At 70.3% G+C, this 26470-nt stretch carries 23 protein-coding genes and 1 riboswitch; of the genes, 10 read left to right on the top strand and 13 right to left on the bottom strand.

Annotated elements, in window-relative coordinates; all coding sequences use genetic code 11:
- The first annotated feature begins 5 nt into the window (after positions 1–5).
- Genes ACWIDW_RS06380 through ACWIDW_RS06370 form a run of 3 tightly spaced genes read left to right on the top strand, consistent with a single transcriptional unit; the run spans position 6 to position 3843 of the window.
- A complete protein-coding gene (locus ACWIDW_RS06380) occupies positions 6–1001 on the top strand; it encodes a Gfo/Idh/MocA family protein (RefSeq protein WP_454123861.1) in 996 nt (331 codons plus the stop codon).
- Entirely contained in the window at positions 998–2413 is a 1416-nt protein-coding gene (locus ACWIDW_RS06375) for a sulfatase family protein (protein WP_454123859.1), read from the top strand. The genes ACWIDW_RS06380 and ACWIDW_RS06375 overlap by 4 nt, the downstream gene beginning before the upstream one ends.
- On the top strand, positions 2410–3843 hold the full coding sequence (locus ACWIDW_RS06370) for a sulfatase family protein (protein WP_454123857.1): 1434 nt from the start codon (positions 2410–2412) through the stop codon (positions 3841–3843). The genes ACWIDW_RS06375 and ACWIDW_RS06370 overlap by 4 nt, the downstream gene beginning before the upstream one ends.
- Here ACWIDW_RS06370 and ACWIDW_RS06365 read toward each other — a convergent pair.
- Positions 3776–5224, bottom strand: coding sequence for a sulfatase family protein (locus ACWIDW_RS06365; protein WP_454123855.1), 1449 nt, complete (start codon positions 5222–5224; stop codon positions 3776–3778). The two genes, ACWIDW_RS06370 and ACWIDW_RS06365, sit on opposite strands and share 68 nt — an antisense overlap.
- Positions 5225–5350: 126 nt before the next feature.
- On the opposite strand from ACWIDW_RS06365, the gene ACWIDW_RS06360 reads away from it, so the two are divergent.
- From ACWIDW_RS06360 to ACWIDW_RS06345, 4 genes are all read left to right on the top strand, one after another.
- Entirely contained in the window at positions 5351–7273 is a 1923-nt protein-coding gene (locus ACWIDW_RS06360; RefSeq protein WP_454123854.1) for a DUF2264 domain-containing protein, read from the top strand.
- Between the two features lie 125 nt (positions 7274–7398).
- On the top strand, positions 7399–8079 hold the full coding sequence (locus tag ACWIDW_RS06355) for a FadR/GntR family transcriptional regulator (protein WP_454123853.1): 681 nt from the start codon (positions 7399–7401) through the stop codon (positions 8077–8079).
- Positions 8080–8134: 55 nt separating this feature from the next.
- Positions 8135–9184, top strand: coding sequence for a PLP-dependent cysteine synthase family protein (locus ACWIDW_RS06350; RefSeq protein ID WP_454123851.1), 1050 nt, complete (start codon positions 8135–8137; stop codon positions 9182–9184).
- Positions 9185–9202: 18 nt separating this feature from the next.
- Complete coding sequence (locus ACWIDW_RS06345) at positions 9203–9712, top strand: glycine cleavage system protein R (protein WP_454123849.1); 510 nt, start codon at positions 9203–9205, stop codon at positions 9710–9712.
- Positions 9713–9792: 80 nt separating this feature from the next.
- Here ACWIDW_RS06345 and ACWIDW_RS06340 read toward each other — a convergent pair whose 3' ends face one another.
- From ACWIDW_RS06340 to ACWIDW_RS06330, 3 genes are read right to left on the bottom strand one after another with little or no spacing between them, the layout of a single operon-like run.
- A complete protein-coding gene (locus tag ACWIDW_RS06340; RefSeq protein WP_454123848.1) occupies positions 9793–10806 on the bottom strand; it encodes an aldo/keto reductase family protein in 1014 nt (337 codons plus the stop codon).
- A gap of 43 nt (positions 10807–10849) precedes the next feature.
- On the bottom strand, positions 10850–11329 hold the full coding sequence (locus ACWIDW_RS06335; protein WP_454123846.1) for a hypothetical protein: 480 nt from the start codon (positions 11327–11329) through the stop codon (positions 10850–10852).
- 12 nt (positions 11330–11341) lie between these two features.
- Positions 11342–12934, bottom strand: coding sequence for a DUF4407 domain-containing protein (locus ACWIDW_RS06330; protein ID WP_454123844.1), 1593 nt, complete (start codon positions 12932–12934; stop codon positions 11342–11344).
- Between the two features lie 104 nt (positions 12935–13038).
- On the opposite strand from ACWIDW_RS06330, the gene ACWIDW_RS06325 reads away from it, so the two are divergent.
- Positions 13039–13515: a SixA phosphatase family protein gene (locus tag ACWIDW_RS06325; protein WP_454123842.1), complete on the top strand. Its 477-nt coding sequence runs from the start codon at positions 13039–13041 to the stop codon at positions 13513–13515.
- Between the two features lie 4 nt (positions 13516–13519).
- Here ACWIDW_RS06325 and rlmN read toward each other — a convergent pair whose 3' ends face one another.
- The 3 genes from rlmN to ACWIDW_RS06310 form a co-directional block, all read right to left on the bottom strand.
- Positions 13520–14791 carry a 23S rRNA (adenine(2503)-C(2))-methyltransferase RlmN gene (gene rlmN, locus ACWIDW_RS06320; protein WP_454123840.1) on the bottom strand — a complete coding sequence of 424 codons (1272 nt, stop codon included), beginning with the start codon at positions 14789–14791 and terminating at the stop codon, positions 13520–13522.
- 177 nt (positions 14792–14968) lie between these two features.
- A complete protein-coding gene (locus ACWIDW_RS06315; protein WP_454123839.1) occupies positions 14969–15799 on the bottom strand; it encodes an SDR family oxidoreductase in 831 nt (276 codons plus the stop codon).
- Positions 15800–15808: 9 nt separating this feature from the next.
- Positions 15809–16597: an SDR family NAD(P)-dependent oxidoreductase gene (locus ACWIDW_RS06310; protein ID WP_454123838.1), complete on the bottom strand. Its 789-nt coding sequence runs from the start codon at positions 16595–16597 to the stop codon at positions 15809–15811.
- Between the two features lie 117 nt (positions 16598–16714).
- Here ACWIDW_RS06310 and ACWIDW_RS06305 point away from each other — a divergent pair, with 117 nt between their 5' ends.
- The gene (locus ACWIDW_RS06305; RefSeq protein ID WP_454123836.1) at positions 16715–17074 is read left to right on the top strand and encodes a DUF488 domain-containing protein; all 360 of its coding nucleotides are present in this window, start codon (positions 16715–16717) and stop codon (positions 17072–17074) included.
- A gap of 11 nt (positions 17075–17085) precedes the next feature.
- Here ACWIDW_RS06305 and ACWIDW_RS06300 read toward each other — a convergent pair whose 3' ends face one another.
- The 3 genes from ACWIDW_RS06300 to ACWIDW_RS06290 all read right to left on the bottom strand — a co-directional run bounded on the left by ACWIDW_RS06300 (position 17086) and on the right by ACWIDW_RS06290 (position 20068).
- On the bottom strand, positions 17086–17904 hold the full coding sequence (locus ACWIDW_RS06300; RefSeq protein ID WP_454123835.1) for an energy-coupling factor transporter transmembrane component T family protein: 819 nt from the start codon (positions 17902–17904) through the stop codon (positions 17086–17088).
- A complete protein-coding gene (locus tag ACWIDW_RS06295; RefSeq protein ID WP_454123833.1) occupies positions 17901–19505 on the bottom strand; it encodes an ABC transporter ATP-binding protein in 1605 nt (534 codons plus the stop codon). The genes ACWIDW_RS06300 and ACWIDW_RS06295 overlap by 4 nt, the downstream gene beginning before the upstream one ends.
- Positions 19424–20068, bottom strand: coding sequence for an ECF transporter S component (locus tag ACWIDW_RS06290; RefSeq protein ID WP_454123831.1), 645 nt, complete (start codon positions 20066–20068; stop codon positions 19424–19426). The genes ACWIDW_RS06295 and ACWIDW_RS06290 overlap by 82 nt, the downstream gene beginning before the upstream one ends.
- Positions 20061–20170, bottom strand: a riboswitch (TPP riboswitch). Its footprint overlaps the gene before it by 8 nt.
- Before the next feature lie 74 nt (positions 20171–20244).
- Between ACWIDW_RS06290 and ACWIDW_RS06285 the strand changes: the two genes are divergently transcribed.
- Positions 20245–21819 carry a D-alanyl-D-alanine carboxypeptidase family protein gene (locus ACWIDW_RS06285; RefSeq protein WP_454123830.1) on the top strand — a complete coding sequence of 525 codons (1575 nt, stop codon included), beginning with the start codon at positions 20245–20247 and terminating at the stop codon, positions 21817–21819.
- Between the two features lie 178 nt (positions 21820–21997).
- Here ACWIDW_RS06285 and ACWIDW_RS06280 read toward each other — a convergent pair whose 3' ends face one another.
- The 3 genes from ACWIDW_RS06280 to ACWIDW_RS06270 form a co-directional block, all read right to left on the bottom strand.
- Positions 21998–24223 carry an ABC transporter ATP-binding protein gene (locus ACWIDW_RS06280; RefSeq protein WP_454123829.1) on the bottom strand — a complete coding sequence of 742 codons (2226 nt, stop codon included), beginning with the start codon at positions 24221–24223 and terminating at the stop codon, positions 21998–22000.
- Between the two features lie 35 nt (positions 24224–24258).
- The gene (locus ACWIDW_RS06275) at positions 24259–25986 is read right to left on the bottom strand and encodes an ABC transporter ATP-binding protein (protein WP_452323366.1); all 1728 of its coding nucleotides are present in this window, start codon (positions 25984–25986) and stop codon (positions 24259–24261) included.
- A 140-nt stretch (positions 25987–26126) separates the two neighbouring features.
- A complete protein-coding gene (locus ACWIDW_RS06270; protein WP_363384507.1) occupies positions 26127–26408 on the bottom strand; it encodes a hypothetical protein in 282 nt (93 codons plus the stop codon).
- Positions 26409–26470 lie beyond the last annotated feature (62 nt).

Here is a 26470-nt window from a genome sequence, read left to right as displayed (position 1 = left end):
CACACGTGCGGATCGGATTGATCGGAGCCGGGGCGGTCGCCCCGTACCACTGCGCCGCAGCGGCGGCGCTCGACGGCATCGAGCTCGCCGCCGTCTGCGACATCGACGAGGCCGCCGCCCGCAGGGTGGCCTCCGGATGCCCTGACGCGGCCGTCTTCACCGATCATCGGACGATGCTGCACTCGGGAACGGTGGATGCCGTCATCGTGAACACCCCGCATTCCACGCACCTGCCGATCGCGGTGCACGCCGCGGCCGCCGGCGCGCACGTGCTGGTCGAGAAGCCCATGGCCACCACGCTCGAGGACTGCGACCGCCTGATCGGCGCGTGCGAGAGCGCGGGCGTCGCCCTGACCGTGGGGCACATCCAGCACTACCTGCCCGAGAAGGTCGCCGCCGAGAAGGTGCTCGCTTCGGGCGAGCTGGGTGCGGTGCGGATGGTGCGCGACAACCGCAGCACCGACTACCGCCCCGGCACCCGTTCGCCGTGGTTCTTCTCACCCGACGTCGCCGGCGGCGGGGCGCTGATGAACATCGGCGGACACTGCATCGACCGCTCGCTGTGGTTCGGCGGCGGACGCGCCGTGGAGATGCTCGCCACCACGGTCAACCGCTTCGGCTCGCCGGTCGAGACCGACGGTGCGATGATGCTGCGCCTCGACAACGGAGTCGCCGTGAGCATCGTCGTGCTCAGCGACCCGGCCACCCGCGGCGACCTGCTGACCATCGTGTGCGACCGCGGCGTCATCGAGGTCGATCCGCGGCACGGCACCACCGTGCACGCCGACGGCCGCTCGCAGCTGGTGCACCGCACCCACCCGGACGACATCCAGAGCGCCTTCACCGCGCAGCTCGCGGACTTCCAGCGCGTGGTGCAGGGGGCCGAGCCCACCGTGCCGATCGCACATGCCCGGCACGTGGTCGAGCTCGTCCTCGCGGCGTACCGCTCTGCCGAAGACGGCTCCGCGCTGCTGCTCGCCGACGCCGATGCGCTGACATGACCCGGCCGAACCTCGTCCTCATCGTCAGCGACGACCAGGGCCCGTGGGCGCTGGGCGCCGCCGGCAACGCCGAGATCCGCACGCCCGTCCTCGACGGGCTGGCCGCGCGCGGCATCCGCCTCGACCGCTTCTTCTGCGCGTCACCGGTGTGCTCGCCGGCCCGCGCCAGCCTGCTCACCGGTCGGATCCCGTCCGCGCACGGTGTGCACGACTACCTCGACGGATCCCATTCGGGCCCCGGCAGCCGCGATCACCTCGCCGGGATGCCGACCCTCACCGACGCGCTCGCCGACGCGGGCTACCGCCTCGGCCTGTCGGGCAAGTGGCACCTGGGCGCCAGTGACGTGCCGCGTCGCGGTTTCGTGCACTGGTACGCCCTCGACGGGGGCGGCAGCCCGTACCACGACGCGGTGATGCACACCGGCGACGGCCGCACCGAGCACGTCACCGACTACCTCACCGATGTGATCGCCGACGATGCGATCGCGTTCCTCGACGCCGAGCAGCAGCACGACGCCCCGTTCTTCCTGGCCCTGAACTTCACCGCGCCGCACAAGCCGTTCGCCGGTCAGCATCCTGCGGAGTTCACCGACCTCTACCGCGACTGCGCGTTCGAGACCTGCCCGCAGGAGCAGCCGCATCCCTGGCTGCAGACCCTCGACGGCGCGCCGATCGGCGGCGAAGCCGACACCCGCGAGGCGCTGATCGGCTACTTCGCCGCCGTGACGGCGATGGACGCGGCCATCGGCCGAGTGCTCGACCGGCTGGATGCGCACGGCATCGTCGACGACACCGTGGTCGTGTTCCTCAGCGACAACGGGTTCAGCTGCGGTCAGCACGGCTTCTGGGGCAAGGGCAACGGCACCTTCCCGATGAACATGTACGACGAGTCGGTCATGGTGCCGTTCATCGTCGCGGGCCCCGGAGTGCGGCCCGAGGGCGAGGTGCACGACGAGCTGCGCAGCGCGTACGACCTGCCGGCGACCCTGCTCGAGCTGCTCGGATTCGACCCCGAGCCGTTCGAGCAGGGCCCGGGGCGCAGCTTCGCCCCGGCGCTGCGCGGGGAACGCGCCCCGAGCCCGCAGCGCCCGGTCGTCGTGCACAGCGAGTACGGCCCCGTCCGCATGATCCGCACCGCCGAGCACAAGTACGTGCACCGGCATCCGTACGGCCCTCACGAGCTGTACGACCTCGTCGCCGACCCGCGCGAGCGGGTGAATCTCGCCGACGATCCGGCGCACGCCGCCGAGCTCGCCCGGATGCGCCGGATGCTGGATCTGTGGTTCGCTGAGCACGCGGACCCGCATGCGGACGGCCGCGGGCTGCCGGTCTTCGGCGCCGGACAGATCCGCCCCCTCGACGACGACCCCCTCGGTGCCTTCGCACCGCCCGGATGGGATGGAGCCCCATGACCCGCCGCCCGAACATCCTGCTGATCGTCTCGGACGACCACGGGTACGCCGATCGCTCCGCCGAGGGCACCCCCGGGGTGCGAACGCCCGTGCTCGACCGCCTGGCGACCGAGGGCGCGACCTGCACCGACGCGTACGTGACCGCGCCGATCTGCTCTCCCTCGCGCGCCGGTCTCATCACCGGGCAGTACCAGCAGCGCTGGGGCGGCCTGTGGTTCGACTCGGCGCACATCGGCAGCGTGCCCACCATCGCCGAGCGGCTGCGCGACGCGGGCTACGCGACCGGGTACTTCGGCAAGGTGCACTACGGCGACGAGACGGCCGCCGATCGCGGCGCACCGCCGCACCACGGCTTCGACGAGTCGTTCTACGGCCTCGCCGGTCAGTCGATGGGGCGCCTGCACTACCTGCGCCACAGCGAAGACGCGGTCGCCGAGTACGGCGAGGCCGCCGAGGCGATGGGGGTGCAGCCGTTCTGGTCGGGCGAGGAGCCGGTCGAATTCGACGGGTTCACGACCGACGAGATCGCCGACCGGGCGGGGGCGTTCATCGAGCGCCGCGCCGGCGAGCAGCCGTTCTTCGCGATGGTCGCGTTCAACGCCGTGCACAACTTCTGCTGGCAGCTGCCCGATGACGAACTGGCCGCGCGCGGCCTGGACAGCCCCGGCGACTGGCATCCGGGCGCGTCCGAATATCTCGACTGGTACGACGGGGCGATCAGCCCGAACCTGCCCGACGGGCGGGCGTTCTACCTCGCGCAGCTCGAGCTGATGGATCGTGCGATCGGTCGCCTGCTCGACAGCCTCGACGCCTCGGGCGTCGCCGACGACACGATCGTCGTCTACCTCACCGACAACGGTGGGTCGCAGTGCAACTACGGCGACAACGGCGCGCTGCGCGGCACGAAGTACACGCTGTGGGAGGGCGGCATCCGGGTGCCGTTCCTCGTGCGCTGGCCCGGCGTCGCCGCGGCGCGCACCGTAGTGGGCGAGCCGGTGAGCGCGCTGGATCTCGCGGCCACGTTCGCCGCCGCCGCGGGGCTTCCCGCCGACGCCGACGACGACGGACGCGACCTGCGCCCGCTGCTCGCGGGTGAGGCCGACAGCGAGGCGCCCGGCGCCGAGACGTCCGACGACGCGACGAGCGGCGTCCGCGAGCTGCACTGGGACTGCGGCTGGCAGTGGGCGGTGCGCCGTGGCGACTGGAAGCTGCTCTCGGTGACCGGCGACAGCCCGACCGCCGAGTACGTGCGCCACGTCGAGCACACCAGCACCGGCGACGGGCTGATCCTCACGGATCTCTCCGGTGACCCCGGTGAGCGCGACAATCTCGCCTCACGCCGCCCGCGGCTGGTCGCTCAGCTCACCCGCGCGCACGAGCGCTGGCGTGAGCGGGTGGGGCTGCCGGTCGACGAGGCGCACGAGGGCTGAGCCGGTCGGCGAGCGCTGCCGCGCCCTCCCATTCGTCGCCCGCGCGCTCGAGATCGTCGCACAGTCGTCCGGCGAGCGCGGCGGCGCGCGGGTCGTCGGGGCGGTCGTCGAGCTCGTAGGGATCGGCGACGAGGTCGAAGAACTGCATCGTCAGACCCGAGGCAGGATGCCAGGTCGCGACGACCTTCGCCGTGCGCGTGCGCAGCCCGCGCACGCTGCTCGCATCCGACCGCGAGGCGAAGCGGGTGTAGAGCGTCGCGTCGTCGTCGGCGGATGCCGGAGCATCGGGCACGCCGCGCAGCGCATCCGAGCGGTCGCGGCCGGCGACGCGCTCGTCGCGCGCGGTGACACCCGCGAGGCCCAGGATGGTGGGCGCGAAGTCGAGCGAGTCCACCACGGTGTGCGACTCCCCCGCCGGGATCAGCCCGGGCGCGTGCACGATGAGCGGCAGGCGCATCGACTCCTCGTAGGCGACGTTCTTGTACATCAGTCCGTGACTGCCCAGCTGCATCCCGTGGTCGGAGGTGAACAGGATCACCGTCGGCCGGGTCGCGGCCTGTGCGGCGACGGCGGATGCCAGTCGGCCGATCTGCTCGTCGACACCCGTGATCGCAGCGAAGTAGTCGCGGGCGACCGCCGCGGCCTCGGCCGCGAGGGCGGTGCCGTGCGGCACGTTCGGGCGGTTCAGCAGGGTGCCTTCGTCGAGGCCGGCGTAGCGGGCGCGGTAGCGGTCGGGCACCTGGTCGAAGGGCTGGTGCGGCGGGTTGAGCGAGACCATCAGCGCGTAGGGCTCGTCGCCGGCATCCCGCACGAACTCGATCGCGACGTCGATCTCGTGCTCGGCCGACCACTGGTCCACGTCCACCCGCTGCTCCCGGCCCGCGTCGGTGGTCCAGTAGTGCGGTGCGAGGTGTCGGTCGGCCGCACCGTACGAGTACCAGTACTCGAAGCCGAAGCGACGGTGCGGGGGCGACCAGGCGTCCCACACCTTGCCGTCCTCTCGGCGCCCTTCACCGAACCGCTCGTCGTCGGCGACCGGGGGCTCGAGATGCCACTTGCCGATGTAACCGGTGCGCCACCCGGCATCCCGCAGCGCGCTGGCCCAGGTGGGCAGTCCGTCGCGCAGGCCGACGCCGTCCTGCGCGCTCTCGGAGTTCACGTTCACGGTCACGCCGTTCACCTGCGGCCGCATGCCCGTGAGGAACATCGCACGATGCGGGCTGCACACCGGGTACCCGCTCACCGCCTGACGCATGACCCGCCCGCTCTCGGCGAGGGCGTCGAGGTGCGGGGTGTGCACCGGGTCCTCCCCGGCGACGCCGAGGGAGGCGGCACGGAACTGGTCGGCCATGACGACGAGGATGTTCGGACGATGCGGCAAAGCGGCCTCCTGGCTCGGATGCCCGCCAGTCAACGCGGTCGGGAGGAGAGGATTCAAGAGGCGACGATCGAGACGCGCGACCGCCGCCCCTTGAATCCTCTCCTCCCCTGTCGACACGATCGAGGCATGCCCGCGACCGCCGCCTGGATGCCGCCCGCCGACCCGCTCTCCGCCCCGCACACGGGGTACACCCGTGCGCACTGGGTGGCCGCCGCCGACCGGATCCTCGACGCGGCACGGCAGCGGTCGACGCACGGCGGAGCGATGGTGGACTTCGCCGCGCGAGCGGGCGCGGCGGATGCCGCCGCGGGCTCTCCGATGGACCGGCTCGAGGGGTTCGCGCGCACCTTCCTGCTCGCGGCCCTGCGCATCGCCGGTGACCCGGACGGCACCGAAGGCTCCGCGCCACTGATCGCGCAGTACGCCGAGGCCGTGCAGCATGCGGTCGCGCAGCGCATCTGGCCCGCTCTCACCGACCACAGCCAGGCCACGGTCGAAGCGGCATCCATCGCGATCGCGCTGCATCTCACGCGCGACACCGTCTGGGCCGCACTCGACGAGGTGACCCGTGAGGCTGTGCACACCTGGTTCGCGCAGGCGCGCGGCACGTGGTGCGCCGACAACAACCACGTGCTGCTGGGTGCCACCCTGGCGGCGTTCACCCACGCCGACGGATTCACCGACGGCCGCGACACGGTCGAGAACGCGCTCGACCGGATGGACGACTGGCACCGGGCCGACGGCTGGTACACCGACGGTGACGGCCGGCGCTTCGACCACTACAACGCCTTCGCGTTCCACTGGTACCCGTTCTTCGTCGACGAGATGATGGGCGCCGGCTTCGACGATCGGCGTTCCCTGCACCGCGAGCGCCTGGCCGCGTTCGTCGACGGCTATCAGCATCTGTTCGACGCGCGGTGCGCGCCGGTGTTCCAGGGGCGCTCGCTGATCTACCGCTGGGCGACGGCGGCGCCGTTCTGGATGGCGCGCCGCGAGGGTCTCGAGGTGCTCGACGCGTCGCGCACCCGGCGGCTGACCAGCGGCATCCTGAAGCACTTCGTCGACGGCGGCAGCCTCGACGACGGCGTGCTGTCGCTGGGCTGGCAGCGGGAGCCGATCCCGAGCATGGTGCAGTCGTACAGCGGGCCGGGGTCGCCGTATTGGGCGGCGAAGGGCTTCCTGGGTCTCGCGTTCCCCGCCGACGACCCGGTGTGGACGGCGCGGGAGACGGCGCTGCATATCGAGCAGCACGACGTGCGCCGGGTGCTCGACGGCCCGCGCTGGCTGATCGACGCTCGTCGCGACGACGGCATCGTGCGGCTGCACAACTTCGGCAGCGACGGGCACCCGACCCGCGACGACCCCCTGTACCGCCGGCTGCAGTTCACCTCCGCCACCCGGCCGGTCTCGGGCGGCGTCCTGCGCGACAGCGACCTGACGATCGAGGGGGCGTCGCACCGCGCGGCGACCCGCGCGACGGTCGGCGTGCGTGGCGGCGCGGTGACCCGGGCCCTCGACGCGGGCGGCCGGCACGTCGTCTCGCGGGTGGCGACGAAGATCGTCGGCGACGTCACCCTGCATGTCGGCCGCCTCACCGGGGCGGTCGGCCTCACGGGCCGGGTGAGCGGCGCGGCGCTCGTCTTCGGGCGGGGCGGGACGGATGCCGTGACGGCATCCGTCACCAGCACCTCGGCCATCGCGAGCGGACTGATCAGCAGCGTGCGGCTGCTCGGCGCCTGGTCGATGCAGCCGTGCGACGTCCCGCGAGCGGTCGCCCTCACTCCGGAGCCGGTGGTCGACGAGATCCGTGACGGTGCCGACGTGCTGGCGTGCCCGGCCGTGCGCCTGGGCCCGCTGCCCGCCGACGTGCTCATCGTCTGGCAGACCTCGCTGGGCACCGCCCCGCCACCCGCGATCGGTGTGCGCGACCTTGCCGTTGTCGACGATCACGTCACGGTGACGGCCGACGACGAGCGGCTCGTGTTCCGCTGGTCGCTCGCCGAGCCTTTCGCCGCCGACGTCGAAGCGCAGCTGATCCGGCAGCCGTGATTGGCGGGGCGTGAATTGCTGCGGTCAGTCCAGGACCTGGGGATCCCAGAGATGCAGGTGGGAGTCGACGACGCGCATGCTCACATCCTGCCCGAAACATCCGACCACTACGCGAAGATGGCGGCATGGCTGTCACCGATGAGGCGATCGAGAAGATCAAGGCGATGATCGTCGCCGGTGAGCTGCGCCCCGGCGATCGACTTCCGCCCGAGAAGGAGCTCTCCGAGCGTCTCGGGCTCTCCCGCAACTCGATGCGCGAGGCGGTGAAGGCGCTCGAGGTCATCCGGGTGCTCGACGTGCGCCGCGGTGACGGCACCTACGTCACCAGCCTCGAGCCCCACCTGCTGCTCGAGGCGATCAGCTTCGTCGTCGATCTGCACGACGACGATTCGCTGCTCGAGCTGTTCGCCGTGCGGCGCATGCTCGAGTCGCAGGCGACGGGTCTTGCGGCCGGCGTCGCGACCGCCGAGCAGGCGCAGGCGCTGGTCGACGAGGTGTCCTCTGTCGATCCGGTGCGCGTCTCGATCGACGACCTCGTCGCGCACGACGTGCGCTTTCACGGCGACATCGCTCGCCTCACCGGCAACGGCTACCTCGCCAGCCTGCTCGACGGGCTCGGCAGCCAGACGATCCGGGCCCGGGTGTGGCGAGGACTCACCGAGCAGGGCGACGTCGACCGCACGCTGTCGGAGCACCGCGCCATCGCCGAGGCGATCGCTCAGCACGACTCCGCCCTGGCCACCTCGCTCGCCATGGCCCACGTCGCCGGGATCGAGCGCTGGCTGCGCCAGGCGATCTCGCCCTGACCGCCGCAGAAACCGGAGTCGGGAACCGCGTCACCCAACGCTACGCTCGAGAATCATGAGCGAATGGGTCAGTTCCGCCATCCAGGTGCTCGAGGCCGACGCCAACCGCTCGGCCGACACCCACCTGCATCTTTTCCCCCTGCCGACGAGCTGGGGCATCGACCTGTACCTGAAAGACGAGTCGGTGCACCCCACCGGCTCCCTCAAACACCGCCTGGCTCGCTCGCTCATCCTCTACGGGCTCGTCAACGGCCTGATCGATGAAGACACCACGCTCGTCGAATCGTCGAGCGGGTCCACCGCGGTCTCCGAGGCCTACTTCGCCCGGATGCTCGGACTGAAGTTCATCACGGTGGTGCCGCGCTCGACGAGCCAGGAGAAGATCGACCTCATCGAGTTCTACGGGGGCCTGTGCCACTTCGTCGACCACGCCGAGGAGATCTCGCCCGAAGCGCGGCGCCTCGCCGCCGGATGCCACGGCCACTACCTCGACCAGTTCACCTTCGCCGAGCGGGCGACCGACTGGCGCGGCAACAACAACATCGCCGAGAGCGTGTTCAGCCAGCTGTCGCTGGAGCGGCATCCCGTCCCCCGCTGGATCGTCGTCGGCGCCGGCACCGGCGGCACCAGCGCCACCTTCGGCCGCTATGTGCGCTACCGCCGGCATCCGACCGAGGTGGCGGTCGTCGACCCCGAGGGCTCGGCGTTCTACGCCGCCTGGCGGGGCGATCCGGATGCCACGGGCGAGCCCTCGATGATCGAGGGCATCGGCCGGCCTCGCATGGAGCCGTCGTTCGTGCCGAGCGTCATCGACGAGATGATCCCCGTTCCCGATGCGGCGTCCGTCGCCGCGATCCGCCTGCTGCGCGAGCGGACGCTGCACCTCGCGGGCGGTTCGACCGGCACCAACCTCTACGGCGCGTTCGAGCTGATCGGCCGCATGCGCGATGCCGGTGAGACGGGCAGCGTCGTCACGCTGATCTGCGACAGCGGCATCCGGTACACGCAGACCTACTACGACGACGACTGGGTCGCGGCTCAAGGCTGGGATCTGGCTCCGCATCGCGAGCGGATGCAGCGCTTCCTCGATGGCGGCGCGTGGTGAGCGCGCTACGCTGAGCGCATGACCACGCTCATCCTCACGGTCGCGGGAGCGGATCGACCCGGGCTGGTGTCCGCCGTCGCCGACATCGTCGCGGCGCGCGGCGGCAACTGGGAGAACAGCCAGCTCGCCGAGCTCGCCGGCACCTTCGCCGGGGTTATCGAGATCTCGGTCGCCGACGAGCGCGTGGATGCCCTGCGCGGCGACCTCGACGCGCTCGACGGGATGCTCGCGATCACCGTCCGCGCGGGCGCCGGCGCCTCGGCATCCGACACCGCACAGCGCATCTCGATCAGCGTGCTCGGCAACGACCGGGCGGGCATCGTGCGCGAGATCTCGGGGGTGCTGAGCTCTCACGCCCTGAGCATCGAGCGCATGACCACCCAGACCCGGGATGCAGCGATGGCGGGCGGGCGGCTGTTCGAGTCGTCGGTCACGGCGACGCTGCCGCCGTCGGCGGATCTCGAGGCGCTGCGCGCCGACATCGAACGGCTCACCCACGACCTGCAGGTCGACATCACGACGCTCTGATCCGCGGCGCGTCCTGCGCGGCGGCCGCAGCCGCGCGGGCGGTGCTCACGGGATCCTGCGCACCGCCCGCAGCGCCGGGCTCAGACCAGGCGGGTCTTCGGCGACACGTCGTAGGTGTCCTGCGGATCGGTGTTCGCCACGTCACCGAGCGCGTCGTCGATCGCGGTCATCACATCGGCGCCGAGGCGCACGCCCGAGGCCTTCACGGTCTCGGCGAGCTGTTCGGGGCGCGACGCGCCCACCAGGGCGGCGGCGACGTTCGGGTTCTGCAGCACCCACGCGATCGCGAGCTGCGGCATCGTCAGACCCGCGTCAGCCGCGATCGGCTTCAGCTTCTGCACCGCGGCGAGGATGTCGTCGCGCAGCAGCTCCTTGATGAAGTGCGACCCCGAGTGCGGGTCGGTGGCGCGCGAGCCGTCGGGCACGGGCTGACCGGGCAGATACTTGCCGCTCAGCACGCCCTGCGCCATCGGCGACCAGACGATCTGCGAGATGCCGAGGCTCTCGGAGGTCGGCACGACCTTGCCCTCGATCACCCGGTGCAGCATCGAGTACTGCGGCTGGTTCGAGATCAGCTGGAATCCGAGCTGACGCGACAGTGCGTGCCCCTCGCGCAGCTGCTCCGCGGTCCACTCCGAGACGCCGATGTACAGCGCCTTGCCCTGACGGACGACATCGGCGAACGCCTGCATCGTCTCTTCGAGCGGAGTCTCGTAGTCGTAGCGATGCGCCTGGTACAGATCGACGTAGTCGGTGCCCAGACGCTGCAGCGAGCCGTCGATCGATTCGAAGATGTGCTTGCGGCTGAGGCCGGTGTCGTTGGGGCCCTTCGGCCCGGTCGGGAAGTACACCTTCGTGAAGATCTCGAGTCCGGCACGACGCTGACCGGCGAGCGCCTTGCCGAGCACGACCTCGGCGGCGGTGTTCGCGTAGGTGTCGGCGGTGTCGAAGGTGGTGATCCCGGCATCCAGCGCGGCGTGCACCGTCGCGATCGCCGCGTCGTCCTCCACCTGCGAGGCGTGCGTCACCCAGTTGCCGTAGGTGATCTCCGAGACCTTGAGTCCGCTGTTTCCGAGATAGCGATAGTTGACCATGATCACACGTTATCCGGCATCGGGGCGGTCGCCGAGCGTGGGGTCAGGCCTTGACAACAGCCGGGTGCGGCCCTCTCATCCGCAGCGCGAGCATCACCGCCGCGGCGGCCGCGGCGAGGCTCACCGCGAAGAGCACCAGCGACCACCTGCTGTAGTCGCCCCCGCCGATCATGAACGTGTCGGCCAGGTTCATCCCGGGGCCGAACGAGGCGACGAAGTACCCCGGCGCGCCCAGCACGAGCAGCAGCAGGAAGAGCAGCGCGCTGTGCGCGGGCTCCAGCCGCGACCGGATGCTGAGCACGGCCACCACGATCGCCGCCGCGACGCCGAAGCCGAGGATCAGCAGCGGCATCGTCACCGGCATGGTCTCGCCGGCGGCATCCATCTCGGCGTAGATGGCGGCGAGAGATGAGCCCGGCACGGCCGCCACGGGGTTGAGCACCAGGATCTGCAGTGCGGCGAGCGCGGCGTACACGATCACGGCGATGACGCCGACGGCGACGGTCACGCGGGTGCCTCTCATGGCGCCATCATGTCAGACCGACGCCGTCTCGCGGATGTCGGCGCGGGTGATGGGCTGAGTGGGTGCCGGATCGGCGGGGGCGACTCCGGATGCCGGGGATCGGCCCGTCTCGGCATCCGCCGCGGCCACGATCGCGGCACGATCGCGGAAGCCCTCGGCCGTGACCCGGTCGAGGTCGACCTGCTTGCGGATCGTCTTCGTCTTCTCGTACAGCGACGGGTCGCCCCAGCTGGTGAGCACCTTCACGAGCACGGGCAGCAGCTCGATCATGAAGAACAGGGCGGCGATCAGCCAGTGCGCCCAGAAGATCGTGGGCTCCTTCTCGCCGAGGCGGTTGAGTCCGGTGATCTGGCTGAGCAGTCCGACGGCACCGGCGTTGCCCTGCGCGACCGAATCGGCGCGCGCGTTGTACGCGGCGAGCGCCTGCTCGTAGGTCTTCTTCGCCGCGGGGAGCTGGTCCTTCGCCTGTTCGCGGTTGGTCGTCTCGGATGCCGCGGTGTTGGCCTGCGCACCGGTCTCGGCGGCCGCGAGGTCGTCGTTCGCCGAGCGCAGCTGTGCGGCGAGCGCGTCGTAGGTCTGCTGGGCCTGGGCGAGCTGCGCCTTGGCCGCGTCGGAGCTGGATCCCTGCCCGTTCACCCCCGTGCAGCCGGGCACGGTGCCCGCGCCTTCACCCGTCAGCTCGCACTGGTACAGCGCACGGGCCGAATCGATGACCTTCTGCTGCTCGGCGATCTTGCCGGTCAGCTCGTCGACCGTCGCCTGGGCAGCGGACGTGGTCGCCGAGCCGGATTCCGTGCCGGCGACGACGCCGGTCGCGGCCTGGTTCTCGAGAGCGGCGACGCGCTCGGTCGCAGCGTCCAGCGCCTTCTTCTCGGGCCCCTTCTCGAGGGCATCCTGGTCGGACTGCGACTGGGTGATGTTGGTGGATGCCACCTCACGGGCGATGTCGTTGTGGAACACCTGCAGCACAAGCGGCTCGGCGACGAGGAACCCGATCAGCGCGGCCATCGCCACACGGGGCAGGGCGAGCGCGAGCATCTTGCCGACGTTGCGGGTCGACGTCATGGATGAGGTGAGGAATCGGTCGAGATTGAAGATGATGGCCGCCCACACCAGGGCCAGCGGGATGGCGACCCAGATCGCGACCTGCACGCCGGTGGTCAGCGCGAACATCATCGAGATCGCCGAGACCAGAGCGGTTCCGAGCAGCACGAAGAACATCTGCACGAATCGGGGCGTCTCGCCGGGCACGCGGTCGAGGATCTCGCCCTCCGCGCCGCCGAGGATGGCCATGGTGCGCAGCCGCGATCCGGGGGTGCGCTCGCGCTTCGACCGCCGGGCATCACTGGGTCCCTGCACCGCATCATTGGGTCCCTGAGCCGGTCTCTCACTGGGTCCCTGAGCCGCTCTCTCACTGGGTCCCTGAGCCGCTCTCTCACTGGGTCCCTGAGCCTGCCGAAGGGTCTCGGCCTCGCCGCCGGTGGGCTCGTACTGGCGGAGGAAGTCGAGGTCGTCGTCGGTGACCGAGCCGTCGGGACCGTCGGATTCGAACGAGATCCGCCCCTGGGAATCCATCCGTCCAGGGCGATGTGCGGAATAGGACATCCCTCGAGGGTATGAAACCGCGGCTGTGCGAGTCCCGGATGCTCCCTGCAAGCGGTTCACAGACAAGGGTGCGTCATGCGGATCCGGATGTCAGGCTGGGGCGCATGAAGACGCTGCTGCTGGCCCGCCACGCGAAGTCCGACTGGGGAGATCCGTCGGTGCGTGATCACGACCGCCCGCTCAACGCCCGCGGTCTGCGCGACGCCCCCGCCATGGCATCCCGACTCGTCGACGAGGGCGTGCGCCTGCAGCACATCGTGGCGAGCACGGCGCTGCGGGCCCGCACCACCGCCGATGCGTACGCCGCCGCCTTCCGACTCGAGGTGGCCGACGAGCCGACGCTCTACACCGCGTCGGCGCGCACCATCCTGTCGGTCGCCGCCTCGCTTCCGGATGAGGCCGACGTCGCGATGCTCGTCGGACACAACCCCGGGATGGCGGATGCCGTGCCCGACCTCACCGGACAGTTCGTCGAATTCCCGACCTGCGCGATCGCGGAATGCGCGATCGACGTCGCCTCGTGGGCCGAGCTGATCGAGGGCAGTGGCCGGATGCTGAGACTGCGCACCCCGAAGCAGTAGCAGGTCAGGCCATCGCGGCGGCTTCGGCCTCGTCTTCGGTGGTCGCGACGAGCTGGCCGCAGGCCCCGTCGATCTCCTTGCCGCGCGTGTCGCGCAGCGTGGTGGGGATGCCCGCGTCGTTGAGCCGGCGCACGAACTCGTTCTGCACATCGACCTCGGACGCCGTCCAGATCGACCCCGGCGTGGGGTTCAGCGGGATGGGGTTCACGTGCACCCAGCCGCGACCGCGGGAGTTCAGCTTCGAGGCCAGCAGATCCGCGCGCCACGGGTGGTCGTTCATGTCCTTGATCAGCGCGTACTCGATCGACACGCGACGGCCGGTCTTGTCGAAGTACTCGCGGGCGGCATCCAGCGCCTCGCCGACCTTCCAGCGCGAGTTGACGGGGATGAGCTCGTCGCGCAGCTCGTCGTCGGGTGCGTGCAGCGACAGCGCGAAGGTGACGGGGATGTCCTCGTCGGCGAGCTTCTTGATCGCCGGCACCAGACCGACCGTCGACACCGTGATGCCGCGAGCGCTCATGCCGAGCCCGTCGGGCTGCGGGGCGACCATGATGCGCACCGCATCCATCACCCGCTTGTAGTTGGCGAGCGGCTCGCCCATGCCCATGAAGACGATGTTCGACACGCGTTCCATGGAGTGGTCGTTCGACCTCTTGCCGCCGAGCTCGCCGTCGGCGATGGCCCGGTTCGCCCGCACGATCTGCTCGATGATCTCGGCGGTCGACATGTTGCGGGTGAGCCCCGCCTGGCCGGTGGCGCAGAACGGGCAGTTCATGCCGCAGCCGGCCTGCGACGACACGCACAGGGTGATGCGGCCCGGGTAGCGCATGAGCACCGACTCGACGAGCGCGCCGTCGTGCAGGCGCCAGAGGAACTTGATCGTGTCGCCGCGATCGGTCTCGAGGCGCTTCACCTCGGTCATCAGCGGGGGCAGCATGCCGCCGACCAGCTCATCGCGCTGGGCAGCAGGCAGGTCGGTCATGTGCGCCGGGTCGGAGGTGTAGTGCGTGAAGTAGTGGGTCGAGAGCTGCTTGGCACGGAACCCGGGCAGGCCCATCTCCTTGATCTTCTCGACCCGCTCGGCGGGAGTGAGGTCTGCCAGGTGCACCGGCGGCTTACCGCGCTTCGGGCTGGCGAACTGCAGCAGCGGGCGTCCCTCGGCATCCTTCTTCTGCGTCCAGCCCTCTGTCGCCGGGCGCACCTGGGCGTCGCGCGCGGGCCTCGTCTTGCGCACGGGCGTGCTGCGGGAGGGCGGCGTCTTGTCGGATGCGGGCATGCCTCCAGGGTACGGCGTACCGGCTGGGAGACTGGAGGGCATGGAGATCTGGGCGTGGGCGCTGCTGCGCCGTACACCTGGCGGCGCAGAACACGAATGTCGGCGCGAACAGGCTGTTCGCGCCGACATTCGTTCAATCCGCCGGCATCCGTCCCGCCGGCCGGCGAGCAGCGACGGTCAGTCGAGGAAGATGTCGGGGAACAGGCGGTCGTCGGGGGTGCCGGGCACCGCGGCGTACTTCGCGAAGTCGGTGACGCCCTCGGCCTCGAGCACGTCCTCGACGATCAGGGTCTGTCCGGTGTACTCGCGCGCCGGCTTGGTGATCACCGCGTACGCCGCGTCGGCGTAGATCTCGGCGGTGCGGCTGGCCGCCATCACGCGGTCACCGCCGAGCAGGTTCTGCACGGCGGCGGTCGCGATCGTCGTGCGCGGCCACAGCGTGTTGGCCGCGATCCCGGCTTCCGCGAACTCGGCGGCGATGCCCAGCGTCGCCATCGTCATGCCGTACTTCGCGAGGGTGTACCCGGTGTGCGCTCCCAGCCACTTCGGCGAGAGGTTCAGCGGCGGGGAGAGCGAGAGGATGTGCGGGTTCGTCGACTCGCGCAGCACCGGCACCGCCGCGCGGGAGAGCATGAACGTGCCACGCACGTTGACGTCCTGCATGAGGTCGTACTTCTTGGCCGCGAGGTCGAGCGAACGCGACAGGTCGATGACGCTGGCGTTGTTGATGACGATGTCGATGCCGCCGAACTCGCCCTGCGTCTTCATCACGGCCTCGGTCACCTGGCTGTCATCGCGCACGTCGCCGACGATGGGCAGCGCCTGGCCGCCGGCCTCGCGGATCGCCTCGGCCGCGGAGTGCACGGTGCCCTCGAGCCTGGGATGCGGGGTGTCGGTCTTGGCGAGCATGGCGATGTTCGCACCGTCTGCGGCGGCGCGCAGCGCGATGGCGAGGCCGATGCCGCGGCTGCCGCCCGACATGAGGATGGTCTTGCCTGCGAGGGTCATGTTCTCTCCTTACTTCGGTGCCATGCGGATGGCGCCGTCGAGACGGATGGTCTCGCCGTTGAGGTAGCCGTTGGCGATGATGTGCTCGACCAGCGCCGCGTACTCGTCCGGCCTGCCGAGCCGCGACGGGTAGGGAACCTGCTGGCCGAGCGAGTCCTGAGCGGCCTGCGGCAGGCCCGCGAGCATCGGGGTCTCCATGATGCCCGGAGCGATCGTGCAGACCCGGATGCCGTGGCGCGCGAGCTCACGTGCGATCGGCAGGGTCATCGCGTGCACTCCGCCCTTCGACGCCGAGTAGGCGGGCTGGCCGATCTGACCGTCGAACGCGGCGACGCTGGCGGTGTTCACGATGACGCCGCGGTCGCCCGGCTGGTCCCCTGCGGCCTGCCCTGCGCCTGTCGAAGGGTCGGTCTGCGCGATGACGGCGGCGGCCTGCGAGATGACGTTGAAGGTGCCGACGAGGTTGATGCGGATGATGCGCTCGAACGCGTCGAGGTCGGCGGGGGTGCCGTCGCGGTCGAGCACCTTCGCCGGCGGCGCGATGCCCGCGCAGTTGACGACGACGCGCAACGGTGCGACGGCGTGAGCGGATGCCACTGCGGCGGCGATCTGCTCTGAGCTGGTCACATCGGCGGGCAGGAACAGCCCGCCGAGCTCAGCGGCGATCTCCTCGCCGGCGGAGTTCGGCAGGTCGATGATCGCGACCCGTGCGCCGGCCGCCGACAGCCGGCGCGCCGTGGCGAGGCCGAGGCCGCTGGCGCCGCCCGTGATGAGCGCGCCCTGTCCGGTGATCTGCATCGTGTTCTCCTTCGAACGGCTCGGCGCCGACCGACGCCGAATGCGACTGAGTCTCAGCATACGTGGTTCTGAGTGTCCGGCTGGCGGTGTGCCGCCGAGCAGGTGGATGCTGAGAGGATGGACCTTCGTCGCAAACGAGCCTACGACAGCGCCTCCCCCGACGACGGATACCGCGTTCTCGTCGATCGGCTGTGGCCACGCGGCGTCTCGAAGCAGCGCGCGGCGATCGACCTGTGGGCGAAGGACGTCGCCCCGTCGACCGAGCTGCGCCACGAGTGGCACGCGCCGGGGTCGCATTTCGAGACCAACGCCGCGCACTACCGGGCCCAGCTCGAGGGCGAATCGGCGGAGGCGCTCGCGGCCCTCGTCGACGCGCTGCGCGGGCATCCGGTCGTGACGCTTGTCTATGCCGTGAACGACACCGAGCACAACCACGCCGCCGTCCTCGCGGAGGTGGTGCAGAAGCTCGTCGCCTGAGCGGCTGCCGCTCAGCTCCAGACGAACCGGAAGACGCCCGCCGCGACCGCCCCGGCGATGGCCGACGCCATGATCGCGGCACCGCCCAGCAGCGCCACGCCGTCGCGCGGGTGAAGGCGCGACGGCCGCGACCAGGTGCGCTCGATTCCCGAGCCAAAACCGCGGGCCTCCATCGCCATCGCGAGTTTCGTGCCGCGCCGCACCGCGAAGACGAGCAGCACGAACGCCATCGAGAAGAAGCGGCGCAGCGCTCCGTGGTCGCCCACGCCTCGTGCACGGCGCGCCAGCGACATGGTGCGCCAGTCGTCGATGAAGAGCCCCAGCATCCTCGCCCCGGCCAGCGCGCCGAGCACGAACCGGCTCGGCAGGTGCGCGACCTGCGCCAGCGCATCGGCCAGCTCGGTCGGGTCGGTGCGACCGAACAGCAGGATCGTCGGCAGCCCGAGAGCGATCACACGCAGTGTCACCGCCACCGCGAGGGCGATCGAGCCCTCGCTGATCGCGGCGAAGCCGAAGCTGAAGAACACCCGGCCTTCGGGCTCGGCGTACAGCAGCATGCTGAGCCCCGCGATCGGCGAGAACACCGCGATGGGCAGCAGGCGCAGCAGCACCGTGCGCACCGGAAGCCCGGTCAGCGGAAGGCACAGCAGCTGCAGGGCGATCGCCACGAGAGCGCTCACCGGGTCGATCGACGCGAACAGCGGCACCGACAGCAGCAGGGCGAGAACGATCTTCGTGACGGGGTTCACGCCGTCGAGCCACGCCGGACGGCTGCCCGCGTCGGGTCGCGACGAACGAGTCGCCGCCGATCGGTTCGTCGTGCTCGTCATCGCCGCCCCCTCTGGATGCCGGCGGTCGGCGCCGGGTCGCCACCCGCGGTCGCCGGGTCGTCGGCGGTCGATGCCGGGCGCAGCGCGATGCGGTGTCCGCCGAGGTGGTGCACCACCGCCTCGTCGTGACTGACGGCGATCACCGTGCGGCCGGCCGCGACCTCGGCCTGCAACAGCTCGACGAGGCCGATCCACCCCCGACGGTCCTGCCCGAAGGTGGGCTCGTCGAGCACCAGCACCTGCGGTGCGGCGGCCAGCACAGTCGCCACCGAGAGTCGTCGCTTCTGCCCGCCGCTGAGCGTGAACGGATTCGCGAGGGCGAGCGGAGCGAGCTGCAGGCGCTCGAGCAGGTCGTCGACGATGGCGTCGACCTGCGTGTCCGGCAGCCCGAGCGCGCGGGGCCCGACGGCGAGCTCGTCACGCAGAGTACGGGCGAGGAACTGATGCTCGGGCTCTTGGAAGACGGTGCCGATGCGGGTGAGCAGTTCGCGGGACTTCCAGCGCGAGGGGCGACGGCCGGAGCGGCCGGCGAGGTCGGACGCGGCGAGCACCGTTCCGTCGAGTTCGGGCAGGAGACCGGCGAGGGTGAGCGCGAGCGTGGACTTGCCCGCCCCGTTGGGCCCGGTCACGACCGTCGCCGATCCGCGCGGGATCCGCAGCTCGAGTCGGCTCTGCACGGCGGTGCGCCCGTCGCGGGACACGGCGAGATCGCTCGTCTCGAGCACCGCGGGGCGCGTGGGATCGGCGGGCGGCAGCACCGGCACGTCGATCTCGTGGTGCGGCACCCAGACACCCGCCTCGGCGAGCGCGTCGCCGTGCTGTGCGAACACGACCGACGGCGGACCGTCGGCGAGCACGCCGCCGTCGGCGGCGAGCACGATGACGCGGGTCAGCAGATCGAGCCACACCTCGGTGCGGTGCTCGACGACGACGAACGTCGCGCCGGTGGCATCCAGCGCCCTGCCGACGCTGTCGCGCACCTCGCGAACCCCGACCGGGTCGAGATTCGCGGTCGGCTCGTCGAGCAGCAGCAGACCGGGTCGCATGGCGAGCACGCCGGCGAGAGCGAGTCGCTGCTTCTGCCCGCCCGAGAGGGCCTTCGTGGGCCGGTCGAGCGGCACGTCCAGGCCGACCGCGTCGAGCGCCGACACAACCCGGTTCGGGATCTCGTCGGCCGGCACGCCGAGGTTCTCGCAGCCGAAGGCCACGTCATCGCCGACCTTCGACAGCACGACACCGGCATCCGGATCCTGCAGCACCAGGCCGATCCGGCCACGCTGCGCCTCCGGGGCGGCACCGTCGACGAGCAGAGCCCCACTGCGCACGCCCTCGTCGGCATCGCCGAGCACGCCGGCGAGGCCGGCGAGCAGTGTCGACTTGCCCGCGCCCGAGGCGCCCAGCAGCAGCACCCGCTCACCGGGCTCGATCGTGAACGTGACGTCGCTGACGGCGGGCAGCCGCCGGCCGGCGTAGCGCCAGCCCCACCCGTTCGCGGTGACGCGAGCCGGAGAAGACACGCTCAGACCTCCTGGCGCACTTCCCGGCCGGCCGCGAAGCGGCTCAGCGCACCGGTCGATGCCAGGGCGCGCACGAGCACCCATCCCACCACGCCGGCGAGGACGGCACCCGAGATGACGAGCGCGCCGAGGTAGATGGCGTTGAACTCGATGCTCTTCAAGAAGTTCGGCGACGAGCCGTAGAACATCTCGAAGATCCACGCGGCGACGGCGGCGCCCACGCCCGAGAGCGCGGCGACGACGATGCCGAAACGACGGTAGAGGAATAGCGCGAAGATCAGCTCGGCGCCGAGGCCCTGCACCAGCCCGGAGAGCACGGTCGAGACGCCCCACACGTTGCCGATGAGCATCGAGATGATCGCGGCGATCAGCTCGACGACGAGAGCGGCGCCGGGCTTGCGGATGACCAGGCCGCCGATGACGCCGCCGATCAGCCAGATGCCGACGGCGATGCCACCGAACCCGGGGGTCAGAGCGTCGGCGGCTCCGAACCAGGCGCCGCCGATGATGTTCCAGCCCCAGAACAGCAGGCCGATCGCGACGCCGAGCACGGCGGCGACGACGATGTCGACGACGCGCCAGCGCAGATTGCGCGAGGCGGGTGCGAGGGTGGTCTGCGCGGTGGACGCGGACGTGGACGTGCTCATTTGAACTCCTCCCTGCGCCGGCATGATCCGGATCAGGTTCGACGGTCGAAGCGCGGTTCGCTTCCTCTCAGCCCGGCTGTCCGGACTCCCGTGGTGATGCCTCGATCATACCGCCGGCGGCGCCTGCCACGGGTCGGCGTTTCGCCCCGTGAAACACCGGCCTGTACCGTGGTCGGGTGACCCACTCCCCCGAGTCGACGCGACCGGTGACGCGTCGCGCGATCCGCGAGCGCACGAGGGCGCGTGCCGAGCGCTCGTCCCGCGGCACATCCGTGCTGCCGGCGTTCGGTGACAGCCTGGGGCCGGAACTGGCCGCGACCAGGGATACTGACGCTGTGGATCGCATCGACCCCGCCGTCGCTCCGGCGCTCTCTCCTGCTGAGCCCTCGGCGTCCGAAGCCGCCGTCGAGGAGGCGCCGACGGAGTGGGCTGACGACGCACGCCCGCCGACCGCTCTGACGTGGCTCGAGCCATCCACCCTGCTCGACGAGCACATCACCACCACTCAGCCGCGCGAGCTGTTCGCCGGCGCCCGGCTCACCCCGGAATGGCGACGCCCCCGCGTGCTCCTGCCGCTCGGCTTCGTCGCGGCACTGTGCGGCGCCTACGTCTCGACCACGCTGCTGTGGCCGTTGCACGAGGTCGCCCCGACCGTGCAGGCCACGACCGTCGAGATCGCTCCCGCTCCGCCGGCGTCCGTGACGTGGCCCACGACGGGAAGCGCGGCCGTGGGCATCCAGGGCATGGAGCCGGTGGCATCCACCACCTCGGTCGATGAGATCGCGAGCATCTCGAAGGTCGTCACCGTGATGATGGTGCTCGACGAGATGCCGCTGAAGGTCGGCGAGCAGGGGCCGGGCTTCGCATTCACCGCAGCGGACTCACGCGACTACTGGAGCTATCGCCGCACGGATCAGTCGTCGCTGGATGTGCCGGTCGGGGGCAGCCTGACCGAATACCAGATGCTGCAGGGCATCCTGCTCGGGTCGGCGAACAACTACACCGACCGACTCGCGAACGAGATCTGGGGATCGCAGCGCGCGTTCGCCGAGGCGTCGGCGAGGTGGCTCAGCGACCGAGGCATCGAGGGCGTCACCCTGGCGTCTCCGTCGGGGTTCAGCGAGGCGAACGTGGCTCCCCCGGCGGCGCTGATCCAGATCGCCGAGCTCGCGATGGCGAACCCGGTCTTCGCCGAGATCGTCGCCACCCGCTCGGCCGACATCCCCGGCGCAGGCGTGGTCACGAACACCAACAAGATGCTCGACGACCCCGGCGTGGTCGGGGTGAAGACCGGAACCCTGAACCACTGGAATCTGCTCACCGCGAAGGATGTCGCCTTCGGCGACACCACGGTGCGGCTGTACACCGCGGTTCTCGGGCAGGCCGACAACGCCGAGCGGCTGGCCGTGACCCGTCAGCTTCTCGCCGAGATGGAGACGACGCTCGCCGAGCAGCCGACGTCGGTTCCCTCGCGAACCGTCGTCGGCCACGTCAGCACCGAGTGGGGCGATCACGTCGAGGTCGTGACGGACGCCGACGCGCGGGTGCTGCTGTGGAACGGTTCGCAGGCGGCGGCGACCACCTCGTTCTCCCTCGGCGACAAGGTCGAGGCCGGCGCCGAGGTCGGCACCATGACCGTCGAGGGCCCGCTCGGCAGCGCGACCGCGTCGGTCTCGCTCGCCGACGACATCAGCCAGCCGAGCGCCTGGTGGCGTCTGACCCACCCGCTCGCGCTCTTCGGCCTCGACTGAGCATCCCGCTTCTCCCGCGCCGCGAGACTTCTGTTCCAGCACGAGACGGCACTCACCGGCGTACGTCTCGTGCTGGAAGACAAGTCTCGCGGGCTCGGCGCGGGCGGATGCTCGGGCGCGGCCGGCACAAGCAGAACGCCCGCCCCGTGATCGGGGCGGGCGTTCTGCTCGCGCGGGATCAGTCGCGCTGCGGGTCGGATGCCGTGGACTCGGCCTCTCGCACTGCCTCGCCCAGCTGGTGGGTGTCGGCCGCGGCGACGACCCTCTGCTCGGCGATCGCCTCGTGCTCGTCTTCGGCGTCTCCGGTGACGATCACCGGCACCGATCCGGTGAGGGCCTCTTCGGCGTCGAGGTCGGTCGCGGCCTGCTCGAACTGCGACTGGTACAGCCGCCAGTACGCGCCCTGCCGAGCGATCAGTTCGTCATGATCGCCCTGCTCGACGATGTCGCCGTGCTCCATCACGAGGATGAGGTCCGCGTCGCGGATCGTGGACAGACGGTGGGCGATCACGAACGAGGTGCGCCCCTCGCGGAGGGCTGCCATCGCCTGCTGCAGCAGCAGCTCGGTGCGGGTGTCGACGGCGCTCGTCGCCTCATCGAGGATGAGGATCGACGGTCGCGATACGAACGCGCGGGCGATCGTGATCAGCTGGCGCTCTCCGGCCGAGACGTTCGAGGCGTCTTCGTCGAGCACGGTCTCGTAGCCCTCGGGCAGGGAGTGCACGAACCGGTCGACGTAGGTCGCCTCGGCCGCCGCGATGATCTGCTCGTCTGTGGCCTCGTCGTTGCCGTAGCGGATGTTCTCGCGGATGCTGCCGGCGAACAGCCACGGGTCCTGCAGCACCATGCCGGTGCGCGCACGCAGGTCGTCGCGGCGCATCTCGGAGATGTCCTGCCCGTCGAGCAGGATGCGACCCGAGTCGAGCTCGTAGAACCGCATGATGAGGTTCACGAGCGTCGTCTTGCCGGCACCGGTCGGACCGACGATCGCCACGGTCTGCCCCGGCTCCACCCGGAACGACAGGTCGCGGATCAGCGGGCGGTCGGCGCTGTACGAGAAGGCGACGTGCTCGAACTCGATGACGCCTTTGCCCTCCGGCGCGGACGGTGCGTCTTCGGCATCCGGGTCCTGCTCTTCGGCGTCGAGCAGGTCGAAGACCCGCTCGGCCGAGGCGGTGCCCGACTGCACGACGGCGGCCATGCCGCCCAGCTCGCTGAGCGGCTGGCTGAACTGCTGGGAGTACTGGATGAACGCCTGCACGTCGCCGAGTCGCAGGTTGCCGCCGGCGACGAGCAGACCGCCGAGCACCGCGATGCCGACGTACTGCAGGTTTCCGACGAACATCATCGCGGGCATGATGATGCCCGAGAGGAACTGCGCCTTGAACGCCGCCTGGAACAGTTCTTCGTTCTCGACCTGGAAGCTCTCGAGAGCGTCCTTCTCGCGGCCGAACACCTTCACCAGCGCGTGACCGGAGAAGGCCTCCTCGACGCGGGCGTTCAGACGGCCCACCTTGCGCCACTGCGTGCCGAAGGCCTTCTGCGAGCGCGGGCCGATGATGCCGAAGATCACGCCCATGAGGGGCAGCGAGATGAGCGCGACCAGCGCGAGCTGCCACGAGATCGAGAACATCATGACCAGCACGCCGACCACCGTGAGCACGCTGGTCAGCGCACCCGAGAGCGACTGCTGCATGGTCTGGGTGATGTTGTCGATGTCGTTCGTGACACGTGAGATCAGCTCACCGCGCTGCACCTTGTCGAAGTACGACAGCGGCAGACGGTTGATCTTGGCCTCGACGTCTTCACGCAGGCGCCACATGGTGCGCACCATGATCACGTTGATCACGTACCCCTGCAGCCAGCTCAGGATCGCAGAGACGACGTAGATCGCCAGCACCGCGACGATGATCCAGCGCAGACGCTCGAAGTCGACGCCGTCGCCGACCGCGAAGTCGTCCATGGCCGAGATCATGTTGGCGAACTCGTCCTGGCCCGCGCCGCGCAGCGCCTCGACGACCTGGTCGCGGCTGGTGCCCTGCGGGAAGCCCGGCGCTCCGCCGAATCCCTTGCCGAGCACGCTCGAGATGAACCCCTCGTACACGACGTTGGTCGCCTCGCCGAGCACCTTCGGAGCGGCCACAGCGAGCACGACGCCGACGGCGCCGAAGAACGACACCAGCGCGAACCACCACGCCGACGGCTTGAGCAGCCCGATCATGCGGGTGAAGCTGGGGCCGAAGTTGTCGGCCTTGCCGGGAGCCGGGCCGTCGAACATGCCGCCGCCCTCGAGGCGGGCCTTCTCGGCGAGCTCGGCCTCCTCCTTCTCGGCGGCGGTCAGCTCCGGCTCTGCGACAGCGGTGGCGGATGCCCGTGCGGCGAGCGCGCGCTCGCGACGCGACATGCCGGGATTCTGGGCCTCTGAGCCTGTCGAATGAGTCATGCGTCCACCCCCAGCTGCGACTCGACGATCTCGCGGTAGGTCGGGCTGGTAGTGAGCAGCTCGTCGTGCGTGCCCACGCCCACCACGGCGCCGTCGTCGAGGACGACGATGCGGTCGGCGTCGGTGATCGTCGAGACGCGCTGCGCGACGACGATCTTGGTGATGTCAGGCAGCTCTCGCCACAGGGCCTGGCGCAATCGGGCATCCGTCGTCAGATCGAGGGCCGAGAAGGAGTCGTCGAACACGAGGATGCGCGGCCGGTGCACGATGGCCCTGGCGATCGCCAGGCGCTGACGCTGACCGCCGGAGACGTTGGTGCCGCCCTGGGCGATGCGCGAGTCGAGTCCGTCGGGCATCGCCTCGACGAAGTCGCGCCCCTGGGCGATCTCGAGCGCCGCCCACAGCTCGTCGTCGGTGGCATCCTTCCGCCCGTAGCGGAGGTTGGATGCCACCGTGCCGGAGAACAGGAAGGGGCGCTGCGGCACGAGCCCGATGCCCTGCCACAGGGTGTCGAGGTCGGCCTCGCGCACGTCGACGCCGCCCACGAGCACCGCGCCGCCGGTGGCGTCGAACAGGCGTGGGATCAGCGAGACCAGAGTCGTCTTACCCGATCCGGTGGATCCGATGATCGCCACCGTCTCGCCCGGCCGGGCGTCGAAGGTGATGTCGGAGAGAACCGGCACCTCGGCGCCCGGATACGTGAACTCGACGTTCCGGAAGGCCACCGCACCCGGCTCGGGGAAGTCGGTGACGCCGTTCTCGGGCCGGGTCATCGACGATTCGGCGTCGAGCACCTCGGTGACGCGCTCGGCCGAGACGGCGGCGCGCGGGATCATCATCGCCATGAAGCTCGACATGATGACGCCCATCATGATCTGGCCGATGTACTGCATGAACGCGAAGATCGTGCCGATCTCGGCGTTGCCTGCGTTGATCTCGACGCCGCCGAACCACACCACCGCGACGATGGTGACGTTGAGCACGAGCATGAACAGCGGGAACATCAGCACGAACAGCGAGCCGATGTTGCGGCCGAGCACCATGAGGTCGGTGTTGACGGTGCGGAACCGACGCTCTTCGATGCGCTCGCGCACGAACGCGCGCACGACGCGCACCCCGGTGAGCTGCTCGCGCATGATGCGGTTGACGTCGTCGAGCTTGGCCTGATTGCGGCGGAAGAGAGGCACCATCCGGCCGATGATCACGACGGCGATGACCAGCAGCAGCGGCACCGACACGGCGATCAGCCAGCTGAGCCCGACGTCGGTCTGGATGGCCTTGATGATTCCGCCGATCGCGAGCAGCGGGGCGGTGACGAACATCGTCGCGCCCATCATCGCCAGCATCTGCACCTGCTGCACGTCGTTGGTGTTGCGGGTGATCAGCGAGCCGGCGCCGAACTGCGACACCTCACGCTCGGAGAATCCGCTCACCCGTGCGAAGACGTCTGCGCGGATGTCGCGGCCGGCGCTCATCGCCATGCGCGCGGCGAAGAAGGTGGCGAGGATCGAGGCGAGGATCTGCGCCAGCGATACGAGCAGCATGAAGCCGCCGCGGTTCCAGATGTAGCCGATGTCGGCCTTGGCCACGCCGTTGTTGATGATGTCGGCGTTGATCTCGGGCAGGTTCAGCGAGGCCATCACACTGGCGAACTGCAGCACGACGATCGTGATGAGCAGCGGCCAGTATCTGGCCAGATAGCGAATGAGGAGTTTTCCGAGCACAGGTGGACTTCCTTGTGAGAATTCGGAGGGCCGAAACGCGGCCATCACATATGGTGCCACCAACCGCGGACATCCGGATCCCCCTGAAGGCTGACCTTCGCTGTCAGCGGAACAGGATCAGCCGGCGGCCCGATTGCGCTTCAGGAGAAGCTCATCCCGAACATCGTGGATGACGCGACGAACAGCAGCACTCCTCCGGTGGCGAACACGGCCTTGCGCTCGCTCGTTGTCGAATTCACAGCCGCAGTGACGGCGCCGATGACGCCGACCATACCGACGAACGCGAACCCGCGTGCCGCATCCGCATCATCGACGGCGAACATCAACACAGCGGCGATGGCCGCACTGACGACGCCCGCGCCCGCGAGCAATGCCCCGGCCACGGCCATGCGCCCATCTCGACGCTCGATCGACGTGCTCATGAGACCTCCTCGTCACAGCTCACGGTAGCGCACAGCGTCGGGCCGCACGACCCTGAATAGAC

It is taken from the genome of Microbacterium sp. NPDC055312, from assembly GCF_053645675.1.
Note: the sequence above shows the minus strand (reverse complement) of the source record. Positions and strands in the feature narration are given on the sequence as shown.

Coding starts and splice junctions, on each gene's coding strand:
- ACWIDW_RS06305 (WP_454123836.1), top strand. CDS start 16,715: ATGGACCTTCGTCGCAAACGAGCCTACGACAGCGCCTCCCCCGACGAC.
- ACWIDW_RS06315 (WP_454123839.1), bottom strand. CDS start 15,799: ATGACCCTCGCAGGCAAGACCATCCTCATGTCGGGCGGCAGCCGCGGC.
- rlmN (WP_454123840.1), bottom strand. CDS start 14,791: ATGCCCGCATCCGACAAGACGCCGCCCTCCCGCAGCACGCCCGTGCGC.
- ACWIDW_RS06290 (WP_454123831.1), bottom strand. CDS start 20,068: ATGAGCACGTCCACGTCCGCGTCCACCGCGCAGACCACCCTCGCACCC.
- ACWIDW_RS06370 (WP_454123857.1), top strand. CDS start 2,410: ATGACCCGCCGCCCGAACATCCTGCTGATCGTCTCGGACGACCACGGG.
- ACWIDW_RS06345 (WP_454123849.1), top strand. CDS start 9,203: ATGACCACGCTCATCCTCACGGTCGCGGGAGCGGATCGACCCGGGCTG.
- ACWIDW_RS06350 (WP_454123851.1), top strand. CDS start 8,135: ATGAGCGAATGGGTCAGTTCCGCCATCCAGGTGCTCGAGGCCGACGCC.
- ACWIDW_RS06330 (WP_454123844.1), bottom strand. CDS start 12,934: ATGTCCTATTCCGCACATCGCCCTGGACGGATGGATTCCCAGGGGCGG.
- ACWIDW_RS06310 (WP_454123838.1), bottom strand. CDS start 16,597: ATGCAGATCACCGGACAGGGCGCGCTCATCACGGGCGGCGCCAGCGGC.
- ACWIDW_RS06270 (WP_363384507.1), bottom strand. CDS start 26,408: ATGAGCACGTCGATCGAGCGTCGAGATGGGCGCATGGCCGTGGCCGGG.
- ACWIDW_RS06280 (WP_454123829.1), bottom strand. CDS start 24,223: ATGTCGCGTCGCGAGCGCGCGCTCGCCGCACGGGCATCCGCCACCGCT.
- ACWIDW_RS06360 (WP_454123854.1), top strand. CDS start 5,351: ATGCCCGCGACCGCCGCCTGGATGCCGCCCGCCGACCCGCTCTCCGCC.
- ACWIDW_RS06325 (WP_454123842.1), top strand. CDS start 13,039: ATGAAGACGCTGCTGCTGGCCCGCCACGCGAAGTCCGACTGGGGAGAT.
- ACWIDW_RS06355 (WP_454123853.1), top strand. CDS start 7,399: ATGGCTGTCACCGATGAGGCGATCGAGAAGATCAAGGCGATGATCGTC.
- ACWIDW_RS06300 (WP_454123835.1), bottom strand. CDS start 17,904: ATGACGAGCACGACGAACCGATCGGCGGCGACTCGTTCGTCGCGACCC.
- ACWIDW_RS06375 (WP_454123859.1), top strand. CDS start 998: ATGACCCGGCCGAACCTCGTCCTCATCGTCAGCGACGACCAGGGCCCG.
- ACWIDW_RS06295 (WP_454123833.1), bottom strand. CDS start 19,505: ATGGGTGCTCGTGCGCGCCCTGGCATCGACCGGTGCGCTGAGCCGCTT.
- ACWIDW_RS06340 (WP_454123848.1), bottom strand. CDS start 10,806: ATGGTCAACTATCGCTATCTCGGAAACAGCGGACTCAAGGTCTCGGAG.
- ACWIDW_RS06335 (WP_454123846.1), bottom strand. CDS start 11,329: ATGAGAGGCACCCGCGTGACCGTCGCCGTCGGCGTCATCGCCGTGATC.